This is a genomic window from Cryobacterium psychrophilum, from assembly GCF_004365915.1.
GTDB classification, from domain to species: domain Bacteria; phylum Actinomycetota; class Actinomycetes; order Actinomycetales; family Microbacteriaceae; genus Cryobacterium; species Cryobacterium psychrophilum.
In genome coordinates this window covers 581,264-605,693 of record NZ_SODI01000001.1, presented here as the reverse complement: position 1 = coordinate 605,693, position 24,430 = coordinate 581,264, and the positions used below count along the sequence as shown (strand labels likewise).

Annotated in this window: 18 protein-coding genes and 2 pseudogenes; 10 read left to right on the top strand and 10 right to left on the bottom strand. The window is 61.3% G+C overall.

Features of this window, described 5'->3' with window-relative positions; genetic code table 11:
• Positions 1 to 172: 172 nt before the first annotated feature.
• Genes EDD25_RS02880 through EDD25_RS02870 form a run of 4 tightly spaced genes read left to right on the top strand, consistent with a single transcriptional unit; the run spans position 173 to position 4,001 of the window.
• Positions 173 to 766, top strand: coding sequence for a hypothetical protein (locus EDD25_RS02880; protein WP_134171943.1), 594 nt, complete (start codon positions 173 to 175; stop codon positions 764 to 766).
• 43 nt (positions 767 to 809) lie between these two features.
• On the top strand, positions 810 to 986 hold the full coding sequence (locus EDD25_RS17380) for a hypothetical protein (protein ID WP_166671180.1): 177 nt from the start codon (positions 810 to 812) through the stop codon (positions 984 to 986).
• A complete protein-coding gene (locus EDD25_RS02875; protein ID WP_134171942.1) occupies positions 983 to 3,430 on the top strand; it encodes an AAA family ATPase in 2,448 nt (815 codons plus the stop codon). The genes EDD25_RS17380 and EDD25_RS02875 overlap by 4 nt, the downstream gene beginning before the upstream one ends.
• 7 nt (positions 3,431 to 3,437) lie before the next feature.
• Positions 3,438 to 4,001: a hypothetical protein gene (locus EDD25_RS02870; RefSeq protein ID WP_134171941.1), complete on the top strand. Its 564-nt coding sequence runs from the start codon at positions 3,438 to 3,440 to the stop codon at positions 3,999 to 4,001.
• Here the strand turns inward: EDD25_RS02870 and EDD25_RS02865 are convergent.
• Entirely contained in the window at positions 3,914 to 5,713 is a 1,800-nt protein-coding gene (locus EDD25_RS02865; protein ID WP_134171940.1) for an alpha/beta hydrolase family protein, read from the bottom strand. The two genes, EDD25_RS02870 and EDD25_RS02865, sit on opposite strands and share 88 nt — an antisense overlap.
• A 493-nt stretch (positions 5,714 to 6,206) precedes the next feature.
• Here EDD25_RS02865 and EDD25_RS02860 point away from each other — a divergent pair, with 493 nt between their 5' ends.
• Positions 6,207 to 9,179 carry a DEAD/DEAH box helicase gene (locus EDD25_RS02860; protein WP_166671179.1) on the top strand — a complete coding sequence of 991 codons (2,973 nt, stop codon included), beginning with the start codon at positions 6,207 to 6,209 and terminating at the stop codon, positions 9,177 to 9,179.
• 3 nt (positions 9,180 to 9,182) lie between these two features.
• Positions 9,183 to 9,332 (top strand): annotated as a pseudogene (locus EDD25_RS02855) (ATP-binding protein); the annotation flags it as partial.
• A gap of 386 nt (positions 9,333 to 9,718) precedes the next feature.
• Here the strand turns inward: EDD25_RS02855 and EDD25_RS02850 are convergent.
• The 6 genes from EDD25_RS02850 to EDD25_RS02825 form a co-directional block, all read right to left on the bottom strand.
• Entirely contained in the window at positions 9,719 to 11,638 is a 1,920-nt protein-coding gene (locus EDD25_RS02850; RefSeq protein ID WP_134171938.1) for a hypothetical protein, read from the bottom strand.
• A complete protein-coding gene (locus EDD25_RS02845) occupies positions 11,635 to 12,156 on the bottom strand; it encodes a tyrosine-type recombinase/integrase (protein ID WP_134171937.1) in 522 nt (173 codons plus the stop codon). The genes EDD25_RS02850 and EDD25_RS02845 overlap by 4 nt, the downstream gene beginning before the upstream one ends.
• A 200-nt stretch (positions 12,157 to 12,356) precedes the next feature.
• Complete coding sequence (gene istB / locus EDD25_RS02840; protein ID WP_175183030.1) at positions 12,357 to 13,088, bottom strand: IS21-like element helper ATPase IstB; 732 nt, start codon at positions 13,086 to 13,088, stop codon at positions 12,357 to 12,359.
• On the bottom strand, positions 13,085 to 14,566 hold the full coding sequence (gene istA / locus EDD25_RS02835; RefSeq protein ID WP_134175076.1) for an IS21 family transposase: 1,482 nt from the start codon (positions 14,564 to 14,566) through the stop codon (positions 13,085 to 13,087). The genes istB and istA overlap by 4 nt, the downstream gene beginning before the upstream one ends.
• A gap of 218 nt (positions 14,567 to 14,784) precedes the next feature.
• Complete coding sequence (locus tag EDD25_RS02830) at positions 14,785 to 15,315, bottom strand: hypothetical protein (RefSeq protein WP_134171936.1); 531 nt, start codon at positions 15,313 to 15,315, stop codon at positions 14,785 to 14,787.
• Between the two features lie 91 nt (positions 15,316 to 15,406).
• Positions 15,407 to 16,312 carry a site-specific integrase gene (locus EDD25_RS02825; protein WP_134171935.1) on the bottom strand — a complete coding sequence of 302 codons (906 nt, stop codon included), beginning with the start codon at positions 16,310 to 16,312 and terminating at the stop codon, positions 15,407 to 15,409.
• A 75-nt stretch (positions 16,313 to 16,387) separates the two neighbouring features.
• On the opposite strand from EDD25_RS02825, the pseudogene EDD25_RS02820 reads away from it, so the two are divergent.
• A pseudogene (locus EDD25_RS02820) lies at positions 16,388 to 18,256 on the top strand (ATP-dependent DNA helicase); the annotation flags it as partial.
• A 109-nt stretch (positions 18,257 to 18,365) separates the two neighbouring features.
• On the opposite strand, the gene EDD25_RS02815 reads toward EDD25_RS02820, so the two are convergent.
• Entirely contained in the window at positions 18,366 to 19,259 is an 894-nt protein-coding gene (locus EDD25_RS02815) for a DUF808 domain-containing protein (RefSeq protein ID WP_134171933.1), read from the bottom strand.
• Between the two features lie 276 nt (positions 19,260 to 19,535).
• On the opposite strand from EDD25_RS02815, the gene EDD25_RS02810 reads away from it, so the two are divergent.
• The 3 genes from EDD25_RS02810 (at position 19,536) to EDD25_RS02800 (ending at position 21,594) form a co-directional block, all read left to right on the top strand.
• The gene (locus tag EDD25_RS02810; protein ID WP_175182980.1) at positions 19,536 to 19,928 is read left to right on the top strand and encodes a sulfate permease; all 393 of its coding nucleotides are present in this window, start codon (positions 19,536 to 19,538) and stop codon (positions 19,926 to 19,928) included.
• A gap of 119 nt (positions 19,929 to 20,047) precedes the next feature.
• Positions 20,048 to 20,311 (top strand): hypothetical protein, encoded by a 264-nt coding sequence (locus EDD25_RS02805; protein ID WP_134171932.1) that lies wholly within the window; start codon positions 20,048 to 20,050, stop codon positions 20,309 to 20,311.
• Between the two features lie 8 nt (positions 20,312 to 20,319).
• Positions 20,320 to 21,594, top strand: coding sequence for a hypothetical protein (locus EDD25_RS02800; protein ID WP_134171931.1), 1,275 nt, complete (start codon positions 20,320 to 20,322; stop codon positions 21,592 to 21,594).
• A 254-nt stretch (positions 21,595 to 21,848) separates the two neighbouring features.
• On the opposite strand, the gene EDD25_RS02795 is transcribed toward EDD25_RS02800, so the two are convergent.
• Complete coding sequence (locus EDD25_RS02795) at positions 21,849 to 22,658, bottom strand: hypothetical protein (protein ID WP_134171930.1); 810 nt, start codon at positions 22,656 to 22,658, stop codon at positions 21,849 to 21,851.
• A gap of 539 nt (positions 22,659 to 23,197) precedes the next feature.
• On the bottom strand, positions 23,198 to 24,145 hold the full coding sequence (locus tag EDD25_RS02790; RefSeq protein ID WP_134171929.1) for a class I SAM-dependent methyltransferase: 948 nt from the start codon (positions 24,143 to 24,145) through the stop codon (positions 23,198 to 23,200).
• Positions 24,146 to 24,430: the final 285 nt, after the last annotated feature.

The window sequence follows — 24,430 nt, the reverse complement described above, 5'->3', positions numbered from 1 at the left end:
TCTAGCACCTGAAATCGGTGATGTTGCATGCGGAAACGGCGTTCGAAGCTCGCAAGAGTGCGCATGACCAACCTGACCGCGGGTTACGTTTCTGCATACAGACGAATGTCAGGCAGACTGGGGAGGTTGCTGCTCGACGGAGCTACCGCCGAACGCCTGGGGGGACCAGTCAATGAACGTTTCGAAGTCAATCATTTTTCCGGATGGAACGCGTTATTCGACCACTGAACGCGTAAGGGATTCCTGGGCAATTATCGCCGCGCCTATTGATCCAGATGACATTAGACAAGATGCGCGCCAGCGCGCCTCAAGGGCCCGGTCTGAAGCAGTAAGGCTGGAAGCCGCTATCGACGCTCCAGACTTCCACTTTGAGGAGAGCTCGTCGAGCGACGACTCTGAATCTCTATATTCCCGCGTCTATCTGACGGGAACTAAGGCTCATATTCTGGTTGACGGCGAAAACCTGGTCGTGGAAGAAGATTTGGATAGGGCAGATCAAGCTTCTGAACTAATGGTGAGAACCGGTGTAAGTGTCCCGGATGCGGTCCTGAGGAATGCGAGCGAGCGTCTCGTTCGACTTCGAAAAGATGAAGCAGACTTCGCTTTACGTGCCGAGCCAGGTTCATCGATTGAAGAAATGCCTTGGCGCGTACTGCGGTGGTGCCGAGATGAATCTAAGGCCAGAGAACTGATTTCAAAGCTGGAAGCCCGCCCGATGGTGAGCGGCACGATGTCCATAGTGAATGCGACCACTGTTGCGCTCTGAACGAATGACCGGTATGACTCCAGATCAGGAGCAAGTGAACAGGATGAGCACTCCGCTCGAAGACGCGGTTCTTGCGTCGTGTCTTGCTGACCTTCTTGAAAAGGGAGTGCAGGAAGGCCTCGTGAAAGCAGTTGGCCTGGCATTCATGGTCGAAAAGCTGCCGAACGCAGAAGTGCTGGCCGAGTTGATCAAGAGCCATAGTGGGGACAAGCTCGCATGATTCAGCTCGAACACCTCCATGTTGAGGACTTCCGAGGTATCCGGGTCCTGAACCTGCCCTTGAAATCGAAGTCGTTCGCGATCCACGGTCCCAATGGATCGGGCAAGAGCGGTGTCGTCGATGCGATCGACTTCGCGCTCTCGGGCAGCATCCATCGTCTTCTGGGCGCCGGAACCGGAGGCGTCTCACTCCTCAAGCACGGCCCGCATGTGCACAAGCGTAACGACCCGGGGGCCGCCGTCGTTGAATTGACAGTGAAAGACATCGACACCGGTGATACTGCCGTCATTCGTCGAAGTATCAAGGACCCGAACATCTTCTCGTTGACGCCCGACACGGCGCCGATGCGCGCGTCGATCGCTGAGGCTCAAGCTCACCCCGAACTCACACTGTCGCGCCGGGAAATTATTAGGTACGTTCTCGCTCAGCCAGGTACCCGCGCCCAAGAGGTGCAAGCCCTGCTCAAGCTCGACCGACTCGACGAGTTCAGGAAGCTTTTGAAGTCGGCGCTCACTAAGACGAGCGCTGCGCTCAATGTGTCGACCACTGAGAAGTCGACGGCTGAGACGAATTTCGCGGCCCATCTGGGAATCGGGGAGCTTTTTGCGGGAGAGATCGCGCGCGAAGTGAACCAGCGCCGCAGCGCCTTAGGTGCTCCGTCCCTAACTGAGATCACCATCGATACCAACCTCGAGGAAAGACTCGCGGCCACCGCGGACTCGGGTAGCTTCAATCTCGTCACCGCGCTTTCTGAGGTGGCCGGCCTGATCGCGGCGCTCGAGGACACGACCCACCTCAGGACTCATCAATCAGAGCTGGCTGCAGTGGCGCAGGAGTTTGTCGACGATCCAGCCCTGCTCGAGGCGCTGCAGCACCGGCAACTCCTCGACACCGGGCTCGCCGCTTTGGTTGATGGTCATTGTCCGCTCTGTGACCATGACTGGGAGGACATCGATACGCTTCGTTCTCACCTGAGCTCGAAGATCGAGCGGTCGAAGAGCGCGGTTGACGCACGGACCCGGCTATTGAAAGCTGCAGACTTCTACCGCGCAGATGTTCGTCGGATGAAGGAGTCAGTCGATAACGCCATTCCGTTCGCTATGTCCCATGGCGATGACACGCTTCCCCACCTCCTCACCACCTTCTCGGCTGGCCTCGCTGCGCATGGACAAACCGTCGGGGCGACACCGGAATCAATCCTCGCTGCCGCAAACACGCTGCTCGCTTCGGCGTTCACAGCTGAAGGTGACATCCGTCTCCTACTTGGTGAAATGGACACGAACCTAAAGGCGTTGCCAGATCAGAGCGCAGCGACGGCGGCCCGGAGTTACCTCGCGGTTGCACAGGACCGCTGGTCACGGGTCCGAGTAGCGCGGTCGCAGGCAGGCAAGGCGATGTCTGTCCGAGACAACGCTCAGATGATCTACGACAGCTTCTGCGAGGTCTCGGATACAGCGCTCAAGGAGCTTTACGAAACGGTCGAGGCGGACTTCAGCCGCTTCTACCAGATCATCAACTCCGACGATGAGGGGCACTTCACCGCGGAGTTGAAGCCATCGTCCGGAAGTCTCGATCTGTCGGTGGACTTCTATGGCATCGGCAAGTTCCCGCCGACGGCGTACCACAGCGAGGGTCACCAGGACGGAATGGGGGTCTGCCTGTACCTTGCGCTCGTGAAGCAGTTGCTCGGCGAAGGCTTCCGCTACGCAGTGCTCGACGACGTGGTCATGTCAGTCGACGTCAATCACCGCAAGCAGTTCTGCGAACTCTTGAAGGCCGAGTTTCCCTGCGTCCAGTTCATCATTACCACGCACGACGTAGTGTGGGCGCGGCAGATGCAGTCCGCGGGACTCATCACGTCGAAGTCTCAAGCCCGTTTCTACGGGTGGACGGTCAATGGCGGACCGGTCCACGAGCAAGGTGACATCTGGGAGCGAATCGACGAAGACCTCGCGAAGGAAGAAGTCGCTGGTGCTGCTCACAAGCTTCGTCGTCGCCTTGAGGCTGCTGTTTCGGACATCGCAGAAGCCATCGGTGGGAAGGTCGCCTACCAAGGAGACAATAACTACGATCTGTCTGTCTTCCTCGATGCCGTAAAAGGTCGATATGGAGACCTCCTTGGTAAGGCCGCGGCGGCAGCAAACTCGTGGAGCGACGCGGACGCTGTCGCAGCGGTTCAAGCCCAGAAGAATGCCCGCGCCGCAGTTGCGCCTGGACAGGAAGCCCAAGCGTGGCTCATCAATGCTCTCGTGCACAACAATGACTGGGCGAATGGCTCCGTGAACGACTTCAAGCCCGTGCTCAAGGCGTCTCGCGAATTCTTGAATCTGTTCACCTGCGACAACCCGGCGTGTGGCGGCTGGATTTACGTTGTCGGACGCCCGGAAGAAGCGCTGCGCTGCGCCTGTGGCAAGTACAACCTGAACCTCAAGAAGAAGCAGTAGGGTCAGCGTGAGTACTGTCGCCGTGCACATTCGCGGCATCGATGAAGCGATCGGCAGCAACATTGACGCGCTCGGAGACCATCGCGGGCTGCTGTCTCAAAACATGCTGCTACAACTGCGAAATCTCGTTGAGGGTGTCGCCGTGTCGCTGAACACCAACGACCAGAACGCCGAGTACAACAACGCTGCAATCACCGCCGGGCTGGCGCATACCAAGGCCCACGGCCAGCTCGCCTTTCTGAACCGGTTCTGTGCACTATTTCAGCCAAGGAACTGGCTGGTTAGAAGCCATTGGCGCGGCGCGATGGGCTGGCAGGTTTCGGCGGTGTTGACATATCCGCTTTTATCGGACCTGAAGAATCCCAGCCGTACTCATCGACTGTTCGTTCGATGCGGGCGATCAGGCGGCTCCTCGGTTTCCCGCGAGATGGCCGGCAGCACCGCGTGCGGCAATCAGCTGAACTGCGTCTGTAGCTCGGCGCGTCAACCGGTGTGGTCGGGAATGCTGGAGGTATTACCTGGCTCGAGGCCATTGTCTTTCAGATATTTGAGCGCACGCTCGATGGTCTGAATCTTCCGCTTCAGCTCTTTAAGCGCCGGTGACGAATCGTCCGAGAACTCGTCGAGCCGCTCATATTCACGACGGACCTCAATCTCGGTCTCGGCTAGGACTCTCCAGCCAGCCGGATCCTGCTCGAGGTCTTGACTTTGCCGCAAAATTGCAATAGCCAGCTGGCGTTCGACAACCGCTTCGAGAGTCGCCGCGGTGGTTCCTGGGCTAGCCAGGCCGAGTGCGAGGCCGCTGCCACCCGCTGTTAGGAGGGTGCCAGCCGTCAGCAGGCCCCCCATCATCCCGCCCGGCCCAAAGGCCGCCAATGCGCTGGTAATCACTGCGGCTCCGGCCAGACCTGCTCCAGCGGCGAGGACCAAACCGCCGGTCGCCAGAACAATCAGGGCCGCGCCGGCACCAAGTACACCCCACTTCACCCAGTTCACTCCGCCGCTTAGTGCCTCTTGCGCACGCTTGGCGGCCGCGAATATATCGACGCCGTACTGGCTTCCCAAACCCATCTCGGCGGTGAGATCTTTCATGGCCTCCTGCCACTTATCCTTTGAAATCGAAATCTCGAACGGTCGGATGACGTTCTCTGCCGCGAGGATCGTCAACAGAACGGCGGCCTCGTCCTTCGCCATGTGGCTGCTCGGGAGCGGCTCGGGCACAGTCACTTGCGGATCGGACAGGTCGAAGGCGAGGCGTGCAACCGCGTATGGTATTCCTCTGTCCTCGCTGTCGTTTCGTCTTCTGATGCCCTCGATGACGGTCCCTTGAACGTGTCGAAGTGCGCCGGCGAAACGATCCTGTTGGTCACCTTCCATCCTCATCTTCGTGAGGTGCGCGTACCGCAGCGCAACAAGAGCCATGTTTTCTATTTGGTCCACGGGGATGTCGAGACCCTTGTCGATGCCGGCGAGCTCCTTCGATCTAGACCCGAACAGCGCGAAGCCAATGGCAGCCGCAACCGCCTCGTTGGATAGATATTCTGCCGCCGCGTGAGCTTGGGTCCCCACATTTTTCGTGTCAATCCGAAAATCGACCATCCAGGGAAATACGGAGGACACACCACGGTGTGCGGCCACGAGATCGGGGGCATTCCAGAAGCTGACCCACCATCCCAGATTTATCGGCGGTTCCTTTAGCGTCTCCCTCAGTTTGTCAACATCGAAGGTTCCGTTTGCCAACGGGCTCCCAATAGTCACCATGCCGACAACATCGAGCCCAACGGGCAAGCGACGCACGAGGTCGGCGGCGATCACGGAACCGAGGCTATGGCCCACGATCACAAGACTCCCTGACTCGGGCAGCCTCGTGAGGATACGAGTCAGGACCTGCGCGCGAATCTCAGGATTCTTGAGGTAGTTGTGAGCTTGCCTGAAGAAAGGAAGTCCGACGGCGACACCGATAAGAGCGTCTCCACCTGGCTGGCCATTGCCGCGATCATGACGTCCGAGCCTGTACTCAACGGCGCCCATGCGGCGCTCGAAGTCTCTGCGGTTGGTCTTGGCCGCCTCGCGGGAAGCCTGCTTGATCGTCACGCCCGGCAGGGGCACTTTGTCATCCCAGCCCTTGAGCGCGTGCGCGTACTTGGGTGCGATCACGCGCACTGTGTCCAGATCGGGGTATCCCAGACGGGTCAGGGCCTCTGTCGCGCTAATCTTCCAGGAGTCGTCCTGGTCGCCGTCCCCAATCCCATGCAAGAACAGCAAAATCGGGTCGTTCGACAAAGGAGCCCCCAGTCCGCGCCGCCCTTCGGCATTCAGAGCTGAATACCCAGGACTTCAGGTCAAGAATAGCGATTTAACATGGAACCGCCTGCGCGGGACAGCCCGCGTGCACGTAAGTGGCGATTTAACTGGCAGCGTCATCAGCACCGCAAGCTTGAGACGCACCTATGGGGCGATCTGCTGAACCGCGGCTGAGCCGTCACGATAACGAGTCACACCAGACTTAATTGACCCCAGAGTGGCTACATCGACGTGCTTCACCCCGAAGTTATTCCGGCACGAGTCTCTTGAGATTCTCGACAAGGAAACGCTCGCTCGTCATGTCGTTGTTGCCTACAAGGCGCCACCGGCGGCTGTCGTGGAAGCAGTCGCCAATTCGCTCGCTAAGCGGAACCGGGCGAGAGAATTCCTAACGTCGAGCAGCCCGTGCGCGAATATCTCCGACATAGTTGACATGTGCGCGTCAGCGCCAGTTGGGGGAAACGTGTCACGTTTGGACATTCCGGTTCGATCTACGCTTTACGACTTCCAGCTCGACGCGGTGGAGTCCGTCGAGAGTTTCCTGGACGCAGACGAATCGCGCGGGAATACCTTCATAGTTTCAATGCCCACGGGGAGCGGCAAGAGCGGAGTCATTGCATATGTCGCTCAGGACCGGGTTGGTGATGCGGGCGACGTGTTGCTTCTTTGTCCGTGGGACGCCCTTGTTACGCAGCTCAGCGACGACGTCGGCGCTCGTTTCTGGAGTCACGCCGGGGTCGATGCGTCGTCCATGCTGGCGCCAGTTCGCCTATATCCCTCAACCGCCCGCGGCGAGATTCAGTCTGCCGTGAAGCCCACGATCTGGATCATGACGTTGGCGGCGCTTGTCGGGATGGCTGCCGAAGACAGGCGGAGCCTTGAGGCGCGCCTGCAGACTGTCATCATTGATGAGGGCCACTACGAGCCTGCACCTTCATGGGCGCAGGCCGTGCGAAAACTTGGCAAACGCACCCTTCTCTTCACCGCGACACCATTCAGGAACGACGTCAAGTATTTTGATGTCGCCGAGGGAGACAGTTTCCACTACCCGGCCAGGGCGGCCATAGAGTCCGGGAGGTTGCGCACCCCGGAATTTCACTCTATTTCTGTGGATACACCTCAGTCATTTGTCGAGCAGCTGACGGCGTTCGTCGAGGAGAATCTGAACGACGCTGACAAGATCATCGTTCGTTGCGCGACTCATCAGGAGATCAGGCGCGTCGTTCAACTGCTCCAGCAAGCCGAACAATCCGTGCTCGGAATACATGAACGATTTACAGCGGAGGATTCGTCAGAGGGACTTGTCGCGAAAGTTCCAGCGACGCATGAGGCTCGATATTGGGTGCACCAGAACAAGTTGATAGAAGGCGTCGACCATGCGGAATTCCGTTGCGTCGCGCTATATCGATCCCCGAGAAGCGATCGAGCTCTCATTCAGCAGATAGGTCGAGTCTTGCGCGGCGCGCACCAGAACCCTCGCGCCTTAGTTCTCGGAATAAGCGGCGATGACCTCCGCAGAGTTTGGGACGCCTTTCTCTCGTACGACTTCCAGAATGACTCGTCTGTGTCTTCAATTCGGGGAATTCTTGGGCTCGCGTCCGGCCGCCATTTCTACACGAGCGGCACATTTCGATTGCCATTGGACATCGAGAACATCGATCCCAATGAGCTTCGGGTCCCACGCTCATTCACTGTGCACGAACTTCCGGCGTCCGCCACCGATCCGATCAGCCTTCTACTTCAAATGCTCGATACGAGTATTGGAGAAACCGACGGCGAAAAAGTTGGAAGCCCCATCGTAGGCGAGTGGACGCGGCCTGAATCCCCGACCATCGCTTGGGTGGCGCAACTCGTTTATGTGAGCGAACAGTCGCCGATCCTCGCGCGGAGCAGCTTCTACGACTCGTCCCTTAAACTCGTATTCTTTGCTGTCACGGGATCGCGCGTGTACGCTCAACCCGCTGTCCGTCTCGATTTCGTCGGCAACGGCTTTCGGACGGTTTCTCCAGACGTTCTCCGGTCAGCATTTGCCGACTCTAACGGAACGTTTACGAGCGTGTCTCTCAAGAACACGGACCTTTCTTCCACGGCCGAGAGAACGCGAACGCAGACTGCCGTCTCATTGTCGGATCTCGCGCCTGACCTTGGCGACTACTTCAAATCTCCGAGCACAATCACTGGAACCGTGAACAACGTGGCTCTTGATGGAGAGAAATACGGTTCGCTTCGCTACGTCGGTTTTTCAAAGAGCCGCATCCGTGAACACGGGCGCGTGTCGATCGACGAATGTCTTAATTGGCTGGCACAAATCGAGGCAGCGCTCCTTGCGCATGTCACCAATGTTGACCACTCAATCTTTTCGAGGTACGCCGAAATCGTTTCGTGCGGTGATCCCGTGGCGCAGAATTTTCTCCTCGACCTAGATGCCGCCACGATGGAGGAGTACGTGGGGACAGACGGCATGGCCCTGAATCTGACTGATATCTGTGTCGATCTCGTTTCTGATTCGAGCCTCAAATTGTTCCGGATGTCGGACAACGAAGAATTTGAATGTTCGCTTACTTGGTCGGGTCGGCGGTACGAGTTTACGAGCGGCAAGCTCGACTCGGAGTTCTCAAGTCCTGTTTCTCGGTATGGATCACTGTCGGCTGAGATCTCTGACAGACAGGCTTTCCGCCTCATCGTGCACGACCGACACTCGCCGGATGAACTCATGCAGTACGTCGATGCGCAGTTTGTTAGACCAAGAAGCAGCATGGCGCTCAGTAGCAATGGGAGCGGCGTGGTTCTAGACGGACTGCTGGCTGGGGCTGCTCTTAGCGCCGTAACCTCAGAGAAAGGCGGTGCGGTAGTCGCCAGCACCTGGACGCAAGGAAGCATGTTCCGACTTATCTGCGAAGAGATCAAGGCCGGCACCCTTTTCGGCGAGAGGGTGTCGGCGGATTCCCTCGTGGTTTGCGACGACGATTCGGGAGAAACTGCTGATTTTTATGTAGTCGATGTCACCAATCGTAAGCTGATCGCAATCCATGCCAAAGTCAAAGCGGGCAGCGGGGGAAGGGGCGCATCTGGTCTCCACGATGTTGCAGCTCAAGCACAGAAACACCTCGGCACGATGCGACCTGGCGGTAGAGGGTTCGATCGGAAGAAGATGGCTGCTCGGTGGAAGAAGCGCTGGACTTTGCTCGAGGGCAGCGAAGTGCCCCGGATTCAGTCAGGGCACGATGCGGCGACTGCGGCAGCTCTCGTGTGGAATGCGCTCCGTGATCCGTCCTATGAACGTGAAGTCTTGATCGCAACTGCAGGGATTCTGAACAAGAATAAATTCATGCCCTCCGCGAGGCGGGGAACACCGCAAGCTCTGCAGGCGCTCTACCTAATCCAAAGTGTCTGGGCTTCTGCCGGAGCTGTGGGAGCGCGGCTTCGTATCGTTGTGAATGAATAGCGCGTCTTCGGCGACCAGGTCGTGGCCGCACCCATGATCGATCGCATCGTTCACCATGCCGACGTCCTCTCGCTCAAGGGCGCCAACTACCGAATCAAGGACAGTGGAATCACCACTTTGCCTTCCGCTCGACCCGAGAACACCGCAAAATAAATGAACGACGGTGGCCTACTTTTCGAAGAGCACCAGCGGATAACGTTTCAACGGCGTCGACACTGGAGGAAAATGTGGTGGGCCGCGGAGGAAAATGCAATCCGTGATCCTGCCGGATAGGCGCCCTGCTGGCTTTCGTAAACAGCCCACCGCAGGGCCGTTCGCGGAACTGTTCACGAAACGGCCCGGTCGGAACAAAAAGAAATCGCTCCTGAGGATTCTCAGGAGCGATTTCTGGTTTAAGCGGTGTGTTCGTGGGACTGTGTCGGCGATTCGACGACCGCGACCGTGTCTGCGGTGGTTTTTTGTGTTTTGGGGCGCGTCGGATTGTTCGCAATGCGGGGAGGCTTGCCCTCTTGGGCGGTAGTGGCGGCGTATGTGGCCGGTTAGGTTCTTCGCGGTGGTCCGCCGGTTTCGTCGCTGTCTGAGCGTTTGGGTTTGGTGGGTCGCTTTACATCGGGTGGGTAGGTGTCCGTGTAGGGGTTGTGGAATTCGCGATCGCGACGGCGGACGAGCGCGACTGGGGGCTCACCGTTGACCTGCTTCTTGGCGTCGTCTTTGATCTTGTCGCTGATGAAGGCGGCGATTTTGCGCAGGTTGAAGTTGGTAAGCAGCATCGTGACGATGATTTGGGCGGCACCAAAGCCGCGGACGCGGCGGCGGCTGGCGGATTCGATATCTTCGGTGCCGCCGCTTTTCACCTGGTTGTTGAGGGACTCGATGCTGTTTCGGGCGTGGGTGTGAAACTTGTCCCATTCCTTGGTGCCGTAGTCAAACGCCTGGGCGGTGCGGCGGTTGTCGGCCGTGTCGAAGGACACGGAGTGCTGGGTGCAGATCTTGTCGGCGAAGTCCGGGAGATCTTCGCTGTCGACCCCTTCCAGGACTTTCCTGGTCTTGAGGAGCTCTCGCAGTGGGCAGGTCACTGTGGGGCTGGGTCCAAGCGCGGGGCAGCGCAGCACGGTGCGGCCTTTGGCATCAGGTTTTTCCTTGACATGAAGTTTGAATGCGGTTCGGCCTGCGATACGTGCTCGGTATGTTTCGGTGTCGATGACGGCGCCTAAGAGGTCCTTGGTGGCGTTCTGCAGGGGTGCGGGCGTTGCGGGACAGTAAGTGCCGCCTTCGATGTAAAGGGCGCCGTGGTCGCCGCCCTGATTCCCGAGACGGTCGGTACGGTAGTCCGTGGACGGCGTGAACCCTAAGTTGAAGGCGGGCTCGTGGAGGCGTTCGGCGAGTGAGTTTGCCCAGTATTGCTTGTCTGCGTCGCCGACCCCGGCTTCCAGACCAAGGGCTAAGGCGGCGCGCATCAGGGAGACTGCTTCCTCGGCGACGCGGACATTGGGCAGACTCATCGTCGCGGCGACGGCGAGAGCGGGAAATCGTTTCTGTCCGGGAGCTTCGGAATCAACGCGAACGGCGATGTTGACTTCCCAACCCCACCGATACTCTGCGGAATCGGCTTTCCTGCCAGGCTCGGTGAAATCTGTCTGGCCCTTGCCGACGTCTGTGCGGGGTCCTGTAGTGACGTGCCAGCCGGCGTAGGCATCGACGGGCCCCGGTTTCAAGGTCTTCATGTCCTTAACCTTGGATTCGTCCGCGACGCGTTTCGCGAGGTCCTTCTTGGAGTACCCCTTCACAGTCGGGGTTCCGATGTAGGTCTGGTCGAAGGAAAGGTCAATCTTCTTGGAGGCACGTCGAATATTGCGAGGCTGTTCGTTGTAGGTCATTACCAGGAAGAGTTTGGTGAACTCATCGAGACGGGCTTTGCGTTTCGCTTCCAATTCCACGTCGTGAGCGCGGAGGATTGCCTGGATTTCTGTATAGGTTTTTGAATGTCGCCGTTCCTGCGGGAACGGGTCCATGAGGTCGGTCATTCGGTGGAAGGCGCGGCTGGTATTGGCGTACCAGCGTTTTTTTTCACCGACGTGGCCGACGAAGGCTTCGGTGGATTTTTCCAATCCGAGGAGTTCCCGGGAGGCGTCGCTGAGGCGAAACATGAAGAGATCGCGCACGTTGGTGAGGAACATAGCTGATCCTTCCTTGGCGAGCAGCAACATAGCGGTGATAACGGCGCGTTCGGAGATGAGTGATGGGCGGCCACCGATGCTGAACGCGAGAGCGTCTTCGTCGCGCCACGCCTGTAGTCGTTCCAGAACACGAGTCTTGCGCACCCGTCCTTCCGTCAGCACCACCGTCTGGTGGTCGATCAGGTCGTGGATGCGCCCGCGGCCCATGATTTCTGCCTCAGTCATCCCGCCGAGGTCGGGGCTGTATCCCGTAAAGCCATAGTCGATGTCGCCAGCGCTCATGCGGACACCTCTTCACCAATGACGAGGCCGACGTAGTTGGCCACATCGAGTGACCGGGCGTGCACGAGGTGTTTGTCCAGACTCCCCGTCGTGGAGAACCCAGCCAGGGCCATGAGTACGGGGAGAGGGAGTCCGAGATCGATCTGTGCAACGATCCATGTTGCACGCAGACGTGACACGGTAGCTCGCACGCGGCCTGGGTGGTCGGTGAGGAATGTCTGGATGGCCCGCGGGCGGTACTCCTCGAAGCGGTAGGCCCGGAAGACGTACTCGTTGGGGTCGGTGCGGCAGGCGACGCTGCGAAGCAGGGTGCGGTTCCACGGGTGCCGCACCGGAACTCGGCGAGGGTTCACGCCGGGCACATTGACGAAAAGGCGCCCGTCGATGACGTCGATGTCGCCGAGGCGGAGGTCGATGATTTCATTGGCGCGGAGTCCGGCGCCGCCGGCGAGTCCGAGGAGGGCCTGGGCGTTTTGCCGTTTCAGGTCTGTCGTGAGGCTTGCCGCCCAGCTGTGCATGGACGCGTGTGTTTTGTCAACTTGAAGCCGGCCATTTCAGCGCTAAGAAACCTGCCAGTTCAGCACCGTTTCCGGCCAGTTGAGCACCGCGGCCTCATCGGCCGGTTTTCGGGGTTAACTCCGTCGCCACGAGCCTTGGAGCAGGGCGTTGCGGTGGCCCGGTCGGCGTCAGGTTCGAGGTCGGCCGGGCCGGTCCAGGGCTATTTCATGAGCGCGTGCTTCACGCGGTAGGACTCGCCGCGAAACTGGAGGAGGCGGCCGTGGTGGACGATGCGGTCGATGACGGCTGCGGCCATGTTGTCGTCGCCGAACACCGTTCCCCAGCGCGAAAATTCTAGATTTGTTGTGATGATCAGGCTTCTTTTTTCATAACCATCCGCGATGACTTGGAACAAGAGCCGAGCTCCCTCAGTATCAATCGGGAGGTAGCCAAATTCGTCAATTGCGATGAGCCGGTTCTTCGCTATGTTGGCTAGTTCCCGGTCGAGGCGGCCTTCGTCTTTGGCGCGGCGCAGCTGCATCACTAGCGACGAGGTCGTGTAGAAGCGGCCTGGGATTCCTTGCTGGCAGGCGGCGGCGATGAGCGCGCTGGCGAGGTGGGTTTTGCCGGTGCCAACGTCGCCGTAGAGGACCAGGTCTTCGGCCCGGTTGATGAAATCCAACGACGTCAGCTCCTCCCGGCCGTAGTCCTCGGGGAATTTCACGCTTGAGTAGTCGAAACCTGTGAGCGATTTCAGCGCCGGCAGCCGAGCGGCCGTCAACAGTCGTTGACGGCGTGATGCTTGTCGGGATTCGTGCTCGGCCAGGAGCACTCCGTGAAGGTATTCGCGTTGTTTCGGGGTGCCTTTCTCGGCCCATTCGACCAGCACGGCGTGGGTCAGCGATGCTTGCCGGCCGGTCGCGATGATGTCCTGCGCAGTGATCAGGGTCATGCGATTTCTCCCGTCAGCGTGTTGACGGTAGTGAAGGCGTCGGCGGTGAAGATGTCATAAACGCTCAAGTCCACGTTCTCCACTGCCGGGCTGGTCCCGCCGGCCAGGCGCCGGGCGAGCATGCCCAACGCAGCGATCTCCGGGGTGTCTCCGCGCTGGATCAGCATGTCAGCAGCAGTGATGGCAGCATCGAACCCGGCCGATCCTGATGCGGCATCAACGGCACTGAGAAGTCGGCGCCGGTTGGTTGCGGTGGCCTTGTCGAGCCAGTCGCGCACGGGCCCTGGGACCAACGGCCGCAGCTGGGAATGGCTCCAGGCGCCGGGCTTGGTCACTAGCAACGGCAGGAGCGCGGCCGGTCCGAAGATCGTCTCGGTCTGTCGTCCGAAGGCCCGCGGGAAGGAGCGGACGGGCGTCGACTGTTCGTCGAGGATCTCGATGACGTCGTGGCGTAATCCGACCGTGAGGGTGCGGCTGTGGAAGGAGGAACCGGCCGCGTAGGTGTTCCCGTCGATGAGGAGGTTGCCCTTCTTGTCGGCGGTGCGGGACTCGTAACGCACCGGGTCAAAGCCGACGCCGGGCAACGCCAGGCTGGCAGCGACGTCCTGGGCGAAGAGCTCGCTGATGGGCAGGCCTTTCCGGTAGTGCGTGGCCTCAGCCAGCGCCAGGCACCGCGTCATCAGCACCTCGTTCAGGCCCTGCAAGGTGGCTGCTTCGGGCTCGGGGACCATCAGGTTCCGGCGGAGGAACCCGACGGCGTTTTCCACGTTGCCTTTCTCGTTGCCGGAGTATGGATTGCAGTATCTGGATTCGGATCGGTAGTGCAGTTTGAACGCGCCAAACAGCTTGGTCTCGACGACCTTGGTGCCGACGCGTCGTCCGATGCCAGTGGCATTGTCAAAGACCAAGTGCCGCGGCGCAGCACCGATGTGATCAAACACAGTGCGCAGCCCGTGGCAGACGCACTCGGCGGTTTCGCCGCGGTAGGCCTGCACGAAGCGCATGTTCGAGAACGGAAACGTGACAACGAAGATATGCAGGACCTGCCGGAGCCCGCCGATGATGGCCTCGGCCTGGCCGAAGTCGACCTGCGCGGTGCCGGCCGGCCAGACCAATTCGGTGAAGCCCTCCCCGGCCTGGCGATGAAGGTCGTTCCACTTCTTCACGAAGCGTTGCACCGGAGAGTAACTGCCGGTGAAACCCCTCTCGGCGACCAACCGGTCAAAGACCCGCTTGGCCGTGTGGCGTTGCTTCCGGGGTCGGCGCTGGTCCTCGCTCAACCACTCTTCCACGGTCGTTTCAAACCCAGTCATCGCCGAGCCCGCGGGCCGGGCCATCGGCGCCGGAGGCTGGGGTGAGTAGTCACGTTGACCGGTGTATTTGACCACCGCGTCGCGGCTGACTCCCAACCGGCGGGCGATTTCACGGCCCGCAATTCCGTGGGAGTCGAGAGTTCTGATATTTTCTTGCACGGACATGGGTACCGTCATCTGCTTCCTGGTTCCTTCCGGCGCGACCGCTTGGCAGTAGACACGCCTTTAGGAACCTATCGGGGGGTGGCGGGCCCATGTCTCCATCGCTTGGGAGAGGGCCACGGCCACCGGTGATCTCAATCTCTACGCATCCCCGGATCCAAGGTTTTGGAGGGGAATCTGCTGGCCTGATTCTTAGCGCTTTTTTGGCAGGAAACCAGCCGCTAACTTGGCAGGAATCCAGCGCCGAAACGGCCTACAAAGAGTTGATCACACACAGACGCGACTTCAGCGATGGTGAAGGGGCGGCGACGGTGGGCGTGGGGCGTGGGGAGGCGGTCGACCGTGTTCTGAGCCAGCACCTCGGCGATGGTGCCGAGTTGGCGTGCAACGCCCCAGCGGTGAGTTTCGGAGTGTTTGGGGAGGCGTTCCTGCAGGTATCGATACACGTTGTTCTGCGTGTACACGCGTTCGACGGTGAGTATTGTGCCGGTGGTCGCCCAGACCCAGGCGTTGAAGCGGGCGGTCATCGTCATCATCCGCCGCACGGTCTCGAACGTGCGCGGTTCCATGTTGATTGCAGTCACGATCGTGAACTCGCGCACGGCATCCCATTGCAGGGCGGAGAGCTGCGGCCGGTATCGGATGATCACTTCCCAGACGTGCTCGGGAAGCTCGGGGTCCGCAGCGCGCAGGTGGGCGTACGTGCGGGAGTCGCGGCGGAAGATGTCGTTGAGTCGGTCTTTTCGGGTCACGCAGACTGTGTGTGCGGCGCAATTTCCGGGCCAGGATCAAATCCCCCTGTATCGCACTACCCTCTGTGATCATGACGCACCAAAGCCCTGATCAGCCACTGTTAAAACTTTTGTGAGAAATTTTTGCAGGAACCGCCGTTCGGGGCACGAAGACGGCCATTTTGTCGAGGGCTGCCAGATTCTTGAGTCCGGAGATTCGCAATAGTTCTTGGGGCGGTGTCCCTTCGCGGAGGTGCTCCATGAGCCATGTCGCGCGCATGCGACTAGGCCGAACGTCGAGGTCGGTGCGGGCGCGCAGGAGAAAATCCGTGACTTGTCCGGAGGTCGCGCTGATGCGGCCGGGGCGAAAGAGCCAGTCAGTGGGTGTGAGGTCCTCAAGGATTCGCCGGAGGGGTCGGTCCCACTGGGGACTGAGGGGTACGACGCGTGGCCGGCTTTCCTGCACGATTACGTGAATGTCATCGGTTGTGGTGTCGAGGTCTTTCACGCGAACTCCGAGGATCTCTCTCGCCGCCAGGCCGGCCCCGAGCCCGAGGGCCAGGAGGGCGACGGCATCGCGGCGCCGATGTTCGGTTCCTTGCGATGTGGCCCAGCTGTAGAGCATGGCAACCTCCGACGACGAATAGGGTTTCGTCGGCACTGAACGCGGGATCGGCCGGTGCTCAGTCACGCCTGCCGGGTTCAGAGTTTCGACCATGAGCCAGAGCGTCGATCGGTGGGTGGCTCTGCTGCTGGTGGCATATTTCTTCATGGCCAGGTGGATGAATTCTTCGACCGTGCTGCGGCGAAAGATGCGTTTGCGTTCCAGGGGCGTGCCTCTGCTTTGCCAGCACCAAAGCACGAACGCGACGGTTGCGGGGTAGAGGGAACGTTCGTCGCGGTTCGTCGCTGAGGCGGTGTCTGCGACTGCAGCGCTGATGAAGTCACCAATCGTGTCCCAATAGGGCAGAGCGTTGATGGGGCGGTAATCGTAGGGGCGAGCCTCGGCGGCGGTCATGACCAACTGCGCCCGTACAGTGAATTGAGACAGACGTTAGGAGAATCTGTTTCAATTCACTGTACGGGCGCATCCGATCGAGAGGCTGTTGTCGGGCTCGTAGTGGATGCCGCCGAGCACGCATCCCTGCGCCTCACGCCCCCAGACCTCGCCTCCAGCCCCGTGCCGTTCCAACGAGATGACGGCACGTCGGTCTTCCGTCCCAAGCACTCCATCGTCTTCACCTCCACGGAGTTGCTCGACGCAGAGACTTGGCTGCTGGAGCGCGCCGCCGAGCTGACCGCACCGCGACTCGCTGCGACCGCCCTGCGTTCGGTAGCTCGCACGCAGTTGCCGGGTGGCGGGCGGCTCGCAGAGGACCAGATCGCGGCTTTATTGGCGATCGCCAGCTCGGGTCGCGTCGTCGATGTTCTCGTGGGGCCGGCCGGTGCAGGCAAGACGACAGCCATGAATGCGCTGCGTCGGGCCGGGGACGCACAGCACGGTGCGGGCTCCGTTGTCGGGCTCGCTCCCTCCGCCGCTGCCGCGACGGTACTGGCCACGGACCTCGGAGTCCCGACCGAGAACCTTGCCAAATGGTGGCAGAACCATGGTGACCACGGAGCAACGTTTCGCGCCGGTCAGCTCGTGATCATCGACGAGGCATCTTTGGCGGGCACGTTGCCTCTGGATCGCGTCACCGCCATCGCCGCAAATGCCGGCGCGAAAGTTCTCCTGGTCGGCGACTACGCCCAGCTGCAGTCGGTCGACGCGGGCGGCGCGTTTTCCCTGCTTGTGCACGATCGAGCGGATGCTCCCGAACTCATCGACGTGCACCGTTTCGTCTACGAGTGGGAGAAGACCGCATCCCTCGCGCTGAGGCAGGGCAACTCCGAGTCCATCGACCACTATGCCGCGCACGACCGCTTGCGCGATGGCACCACCGAGGAAATGGCCGATGCCGCGTACGATGCCTGGCGCGCAGATGTTAGAGCTGGCAAGGCGACGGTACTGATCAGCGACTCGAACGAGGCGGTTGCGTCACTCAACGAGCGTGCTCGCACCGAACTCATTTTGGAGGGGCGTATCGATGCGCTCCGCGAAGTCGCCCTGCATGACGGAACCCGAGCGGCCGTCGGTGACACTGTTATCACGCGCCGCAACGACCGCCGGCTCTTCGCGCCCGGAACCTGGGTGCGCAACGGCGACCGATGGGCGGTGATCGGCGTGCGCCGAAACGGCGCGATCGAAGTGCGCCGCCCCGGAAGGCGGTGGGGGAGCACTGTGCTGCTTCCCGCCGACTACGTGAAAAGCCACGTCGAACTCGGCTACGCGGTCACCACTCACCGTGCGCAGGGAATCACCACCGACACCGCGCACGTCGTCGTCGCATCGAGCATGCCGCGAGAGAACCTCGACATTCCCAGCGTGCTTTCACGCGTGGTTGCGGCTCGCGGGTTGGAGGATGCTCAGGACATCGCGGCCGTTCTTCGAGTCCGAGTCGCGGCAGTAGTCTCGCGAGATAGCGGGGCGGGGCGTTCTCGCAGAGTGCCGCGCCTGGTCGCCGGGCTCATCCCGAGGGCGATCGGGCCGATGGATGCCGCCATGAGCCGTGCTCTCGTCGAGCGAAGCGACCTGATGGAATCACGAGCGAGCGCCATCCTCGATCAGGCATTGCGAGCGGGGGAGACCTGGACTCGAGCACTCGGGGTTGCACCACGGGGATCGGCGTCGGCGGCGTGGCGACAGCATGCGTGCACGGTCTCGTCCTATCGGGACCGCTACGGCATCGTCGGCGCGAGGGCGCTCGGTGCGGCACCGGACTCGACGGCGCAGAAACTCGATGCCGCCCGCGCTCATGCCGCGCTCGAAGCAGCGCATCGGCTGGCGGAGAAACGTCAGGCCCATGAACCACCGAGACGGACTGTTGCTGTGGGGATGCCGCCCGCGGGCATCCGTTTCTGAAGTGTCGTTAGGCAACCTATATTGCGCGCCAGCTCAACAGGCGGCGCTGAGTGTTCCTCCAGCAAGCGAGGCCCAGCAACCCGTCATCACAAGCGGGAATCGACTTCGGTTAGGCCGCGACGACGTCTGTCTTGTTCCGCTTGAAGAGACCCGACATACCGAAAACAATCCAGACGATGATCAGGCCAAGAATGAGTCCGAACACGGCCGACATTGCCGTGTCGGTCACCCAGGCGACGACAGGTCCGGCAGATTCGACAGCCTGCGTCACGGCGTGCAGCACATCGTAGGGGGCATGCCAGAACGTTTCGGCCAGGTTCAGGATCACCAGGTGGCCGCCCACCCACAACATGGCGACCGTGCCGATGATGCCGATCACTCGGAAGACGGTGGGCATCGAACGCACGATGCGCGCGCCGGTGCGTCGCACCCGTCGTTCTGAGTTCTTCATGAGTGACAGTCCGATGTCGTCGATCTTGACCAGCAGAGCGACGGCGCCGTAGACGAGTACTGTCATGCCGAGGCCGATGACCACCAACGCGCCGAGCGTGTTCCAGAGGCCAAAATCGGGGTCGAGGCTGGCCAGCGCGATCAGCATGATCTCTGTGCTGAGGATGAGGTCGGTGCGAATCGCGCCGAAGATGAGCTTGCCCTCATCGCGGGCTTCGGTCTCGTCGACGGCGTGATGCGCGCCGAACCATTCGGTGACTTTCTCCGCGCCCTCGAAGCACAGATAGGTGCCGCCGAGGATGAGCAACCACGGCAACACCCACGGCGCGAACGCGGAAAGGAGCAATGCGAGGGGGATGATGATGACGAACTTGTTGAACAGGCTGCCGAGTGCGATGCGCCAGACGACGTGGAGCTCGCGTGCCGGCGAGAGCCCCTGAACATACTGCGGGGTGACGGCCGCGTCGTCGATGACGACGCCTGCGGTTTTAGCACTCGCCTTGAGGGCGGCGGTAAGTATGTCATCGACTACGGCGAGCAAACCGACCGACATCTGGTTCTCCTCGAATGGGGCGTCGTCCTCGTGAACGGCAACGGCAGTGGTGTCAACCGTACCGCGGGAAGGTGCCCGCAAGCCGTGGCAACAGGGCAGGCGGGAGCATCCGCTCGAGAGGGGCGGAGGTCTCTGTGGGGCCCGTCCGCGGGCATCCGGTTCTAAAATATTGTCAGGCAACCTCTATACGCGCCATCGCTTGTCGCGATGGTATGACTCCCGTTCACCGGGCAGTCCTTTCAGGTTCTTGTTGCTGAACTTCTGGAAGGCTGCATCATGTTCGGACTCATCTTGGGTGCCACCGCCCGCATTCACTACGCTCTGCGCGGGTTGATGCCGACCAACGTCCTGCTCGACGCTCTCCACACGCGGCGCGGTCTCAAGTGGGGCGTGCCGGCCATGCTCCTCGCGGTTCCGTACGCACTCGCCGCCGTGTTCTGTACCGGGCAGGCCGACGCAGGCGGCTCCGGCTGGTTCAACTTGCTCGCGCTGGTCTTCGCGTGGAACGCACTGAAGTTCCTCGTCGTCGGACCCATGACGTTGATGCGTCTGCTGTGGGTGCTTGCCCGCGAGGCCAACGGGCGGCGCCAGGCGTCGCGGGCGATTCCCAGGGACGGCAATGGCCTGGAACGCTTTGCGGAGCCGGAGCTCGCCTCGCGGCGCGTCTGAGTCGCCACCGTCGCGTGCACAGCCGGAAACTCGGTGAGGTTCGCGGCCAGTAACCGTCGGCGTACCTACTGTTCGCGGCAAGATGGGCTCACACACGTCCGCCAGTAGGAGGCTTCGCCATGACAATCCCGCAAGAACAATTCGACGACCTACTCAGTCGCGCCGCACTCGCCGCGCTCTTCTACTATCCGGAGATCGCGGTCGACAATGACGAGTACAGCATCCAGAATGACATCGCGTACTGCCTGGAGCCCGTCGCCGGGATCGGTGACGCGGATGCCGTGCGGCTCCGCGCTGTCGTCGGGCGCGTGATCACGAATCCGACGGCGCATCGTTCCGAACTTCTCGCGCTCGTCATCGAGCTGGCGCAACCGCCCAAGTAGCAGCAATCATGAACGATCCATCCGATGAGAATGCCGCGGCGCACAAGTCGCTGGGGAATCCGCAGCCTGTCCACGACGATGACGCCAAGCGCAAGGCGAGTCGAGGGAGCAACCCCGATCGCAACCCGGAAACCCGCCACCGGTGGGTGGCAGCGAACCGCGACCGGGTTCGCGAGATGAATCGGCGATGGCCGGCGGAGCACCTCGAGCGATCACGGCAGCTCAATCGCGACTCGATGCGCCGCGTCGCGGACCGCAAGCGGCACGAGGAAGACGTGCGGGCTCGGGGGAGGGAGCGTGCCAAGCGCTGGCGGGAAGCGCATCCGGATCGCAGGCGCGAGTACCAGCGAGGGTGGGTAGAGGCGAACCGCGAGAAGATCCGGGAATACTACAACCGCTACTACGAGGCCCATCGCGACGAGGTCAGCACCCGGGCGGCGGCCAGACGCGACCAGAATCCCGACCGCACGAAGCAGGCCAGCAAGGAGTGGGCGGAGCGCAACAAGGAGCGCCGTGCCGAGTTGCAGCGCGACCGGCGCAGGGACCCGGAGACCTACCAGTCTGAACTGGAGGCCAACGCCGCCGCGAGACGGCTTAAGCGCACGCTCGGCCGGGCCGGTCTCCCGCCGAAGCAGCTCCACCCGTCGACCGCCGCAGAACGCCGTGCAAACGAACGCGAAGCCGACACCTATTTCAGTGATCCAGCGCTGCCCGAGCATTTACGGCAGTTCACCGTGTTCACTGAATCCCTGACCGAGCACATGCTCAAAAACGGCGCCCGCATGCGCGAATTCGCCGAAGCCTACGCGGCAACCAGGGCACGCATGGGACTCCCTGCGGTCCCGGTCGAGAACATCGTCTACGCCCGAGCTGTCGAGATCGTCGCAGAACGCATGCGTCGCATCGACCTGCTCACCAGCCGCGACGTCGCTGCGGCCGTGCGAAGCACTCGTGCCGAGGTCCGACGCGAGGAGCGTCAGCGGCAGCTCGATCAGCTTGTAAAGACTGTGGTGACGCAAGTGAACCGCAACAGTGCGCGTTATGCCGTTGACGCGGAGATGGAGAACCAGGCACGGGCGCACAGAGGGAAACCGCGTGCATCCGTCGAGTCGCTGGTCGTGCAGCTCGCAATTCAAGAGGCCATGGAGAGCCTGCCAACGAACACGCTGGTCGTCGAGGATGTTCGAAATGCCGCCCGCGTCGCGAAGCTGCGAATTGCTCTACAGTTCCGCGGTCGTCCGGACAATGCGGGGGAGCCCACTCACGGCCGGTCGATCGGATAACTGACCGGTGGCGTGTCGCGTTTGGCATGGTCGAATTCTGTGCCCCACGAACCCTGCCGCACGGTCATCTGAACCACCCCGATCAACCGAGTGTCACCAACCTTTCGGCTGGACACGCCTAGGTTCGCAAATTAGAGAATCTCTGCGGCCACTTGCCATATGCGCCCATATCGGTCGTTTGTGGCGACCATGGCCGCAGGAGTCAACCAGATCGTCAGGACTCCCGAAGGAACTGATGATGGTTTTGTTTACTCTTAGCCTAAAGTGATCTCGTTCGCAGGCCCCTTGTCGCCTATGGATTCCGCGCTGCCGAGGTCCGCGTCGATGTTCAACACCTCTTTTTCGCCATCCAGCTGTGCAAGCAATACTGCAGCATTCTCCGCGAGGCGTCTCGCCGATTTCCATCTCAAGTCGACCGGTTCACCGTCGACTCCGAGGACGACGTCCGTCGCAATCGACAAATCCACGCCGCCCCCGATGGCCAGATGCCGAACCAATTCCTTGTGAATGCGCCGACTGGTGCGCTGGCGGGAACGATCCGTCTTCGCGTTCCGGTAGTTGCTCCCACGGCGCGCAAGATTGACGGATTCCCCAACGTAGACCGTGCCCCCTCCGGCTTGCTCGAGCGGTCGGAACGAGAACCGGTAGAGCCCAGGCGCGTGCGGGAGCGGTGGGAACGCTGGCCAGCCGTTGTTGTCCAGCGTGATTTCGCCGGCGAGCAGCCAGGTGAAGCTCGTTGTTGCCGAGACAGTGTCCATTTCATGCAACCGGGATTGATCAAAAACTCGGGAGTTCCGCGTCGACCGGGACGGCGGCGCGGGAACCAGTGATGGCTCCGCCGTCATCGGGAATCCGAGCTTCCGCAGCTGGCGCCGCGCGGTCTGGGAGGTGAAGGCACTGAGCCGTAGGCCTGCCGCGATGCCGAAGGCTTGCTTTACCGGCCAGTCTCGTCCGTCGATCTCAACCGAGTATTCGAACACGCGATCGGGATCATGCCCGCGCAGCCGTGCGCTGACGTCGGCTGCTGACAAGTCGCGCTTTTCCCCACTGATGATGAACTCCACGCGGTTCGTCCCCCTGCTAGTAGTCGAAGAGTGAGACTATCGCGCCGACAGGAAATTGCCTACCCCGCGGATCTTGCCTGGCGTGACGGCTATCGGACCGTTGACATTTCCGGTCCTATCGGCCAAACCCTCGGGCGGCTTGAGCGTTTCAGAGCTCGTGGTTACAGCCGTCCGCGGTGACGGCCTGCTGGGAATCCACCCACCAGATCGAGCAGGCCAAACGGCCGGCCCGGCCGACGTTTCCGCAGGCTTTCCTCCCGCGGGCGGGAAGGCAACGTTAGCAATCGTTCAGTGCAGGCCTCTCGATTCTCATCCGCCCAGGTGCGGCTGCGCAGCAGCTCCATGCTTACTGTTTTCAGTCGGCGTTAACACGTGGGACTATCGTCGCGCACGGCGATCAAAGATGGGCTGGACATGGTGGTGGCTTCCTGGTTCTCGCCCTACGTCATGCGGCGGACTTGCTGTTAGCTACTCGTCTCACCCGACCCTGACACGTAGGGGAGCGGAAGCTGCCGCCCGAGCGTGTGGAAGGCATCGGCTCAGTGCCCGTGCCCTCGTTCTGTTCTTCCAGAGCTTGACCGTGTAGTGGTTCTGGCGATCAAGCATGGCTCATGCTGCGTTGATTTGTCGGGTTCGCGTGGCACCTCGTTCTCCCTCGCCTTCGACAGCGTGAATATCCCGTAGCGCATCGCACCGGTGCGGTAGGCCAGGATCAGGCGGGGGAAGCTCAGAACGAAGATGCGATTGCGTGCGCCAAAGGCGAGACGACGGGTCTCGCGATCGACGAGCAAGGCCTTCACAAGTAGACGGGCGCAGATCGTCCATGTGCGCGCGACGCGGCGGCTGACATCCTCATAGCCAGCGATCACAAAGCCCGCCGCCATTGCCATCGCCTCATACTCCTCGCGCGTGCCCATCGAGGGCAGGCGCCCTTCGCGGCAGATCGGCTCGAGCAGGTGGCGAACCTTCCAACCGCTAGCATCAGTCTCGGCGAGCCACGCGCAGACGACGAAGCGACCGCCGGGCGAGAGCACGCGATGCGCCTCGGCGAAGAACCTGGGTTTGTCGACCATGTGCTCGCTCGACTCGATCGCCCATGCGGCATTGGCCGAGGCATCGGCCAGCCCGTTGACGAGCCAGTCGCGAAGATGGATGTCCACCTCGGGTTCGGGATGCGCGGCAGCGTAGTGGGCCTGCTCAGCGGAAAGCGTGAAGCCGGTAACGCGGACCCTGCGTGTTACCGCGAGCTGCCTCGCGGTGGAACCATAGCCGCAACCGATGTCGACGCACGCCTCGCCGGGCATAAGGTGCAACCGGTCGCCGACGGTGTCGACAAGCGCCTTGACGGCCTCGGCGGGCGTCTCGTTACCCGTCGCCCATAGCCCGTGATGAACATGCTCACCCCACACCCGACGATAAATCGGATCGAGCTCGTCGTAGTGATCCGCGACAGCCACGGCGCTCTGGGAGATACTGGGGACGATCACGCCATCAGATTAGTACGCCGATCCATGCCATCGGAAGGTCTCAGCTCTCGACTCCATAGCTTCTAGGGTCATTGCGGTGAAACGCGGGCGCCCGTGCCCGTGGGGTGTCCGTGCTTGGAAGTGAAACGAACCCCGGGGGCTGCGTGCCATCGAAGAGGTGACTGTGTTTCGGAGCCACCCTGCGAGCAAGGTGGTGATGGTCCGGTCGTCGCTCGTGACGTGGGCAACAGTACGGCCACCGGTGACGCCCAATTCGGTCAGTTCACTGTCAGGGTGCGCGGAAAG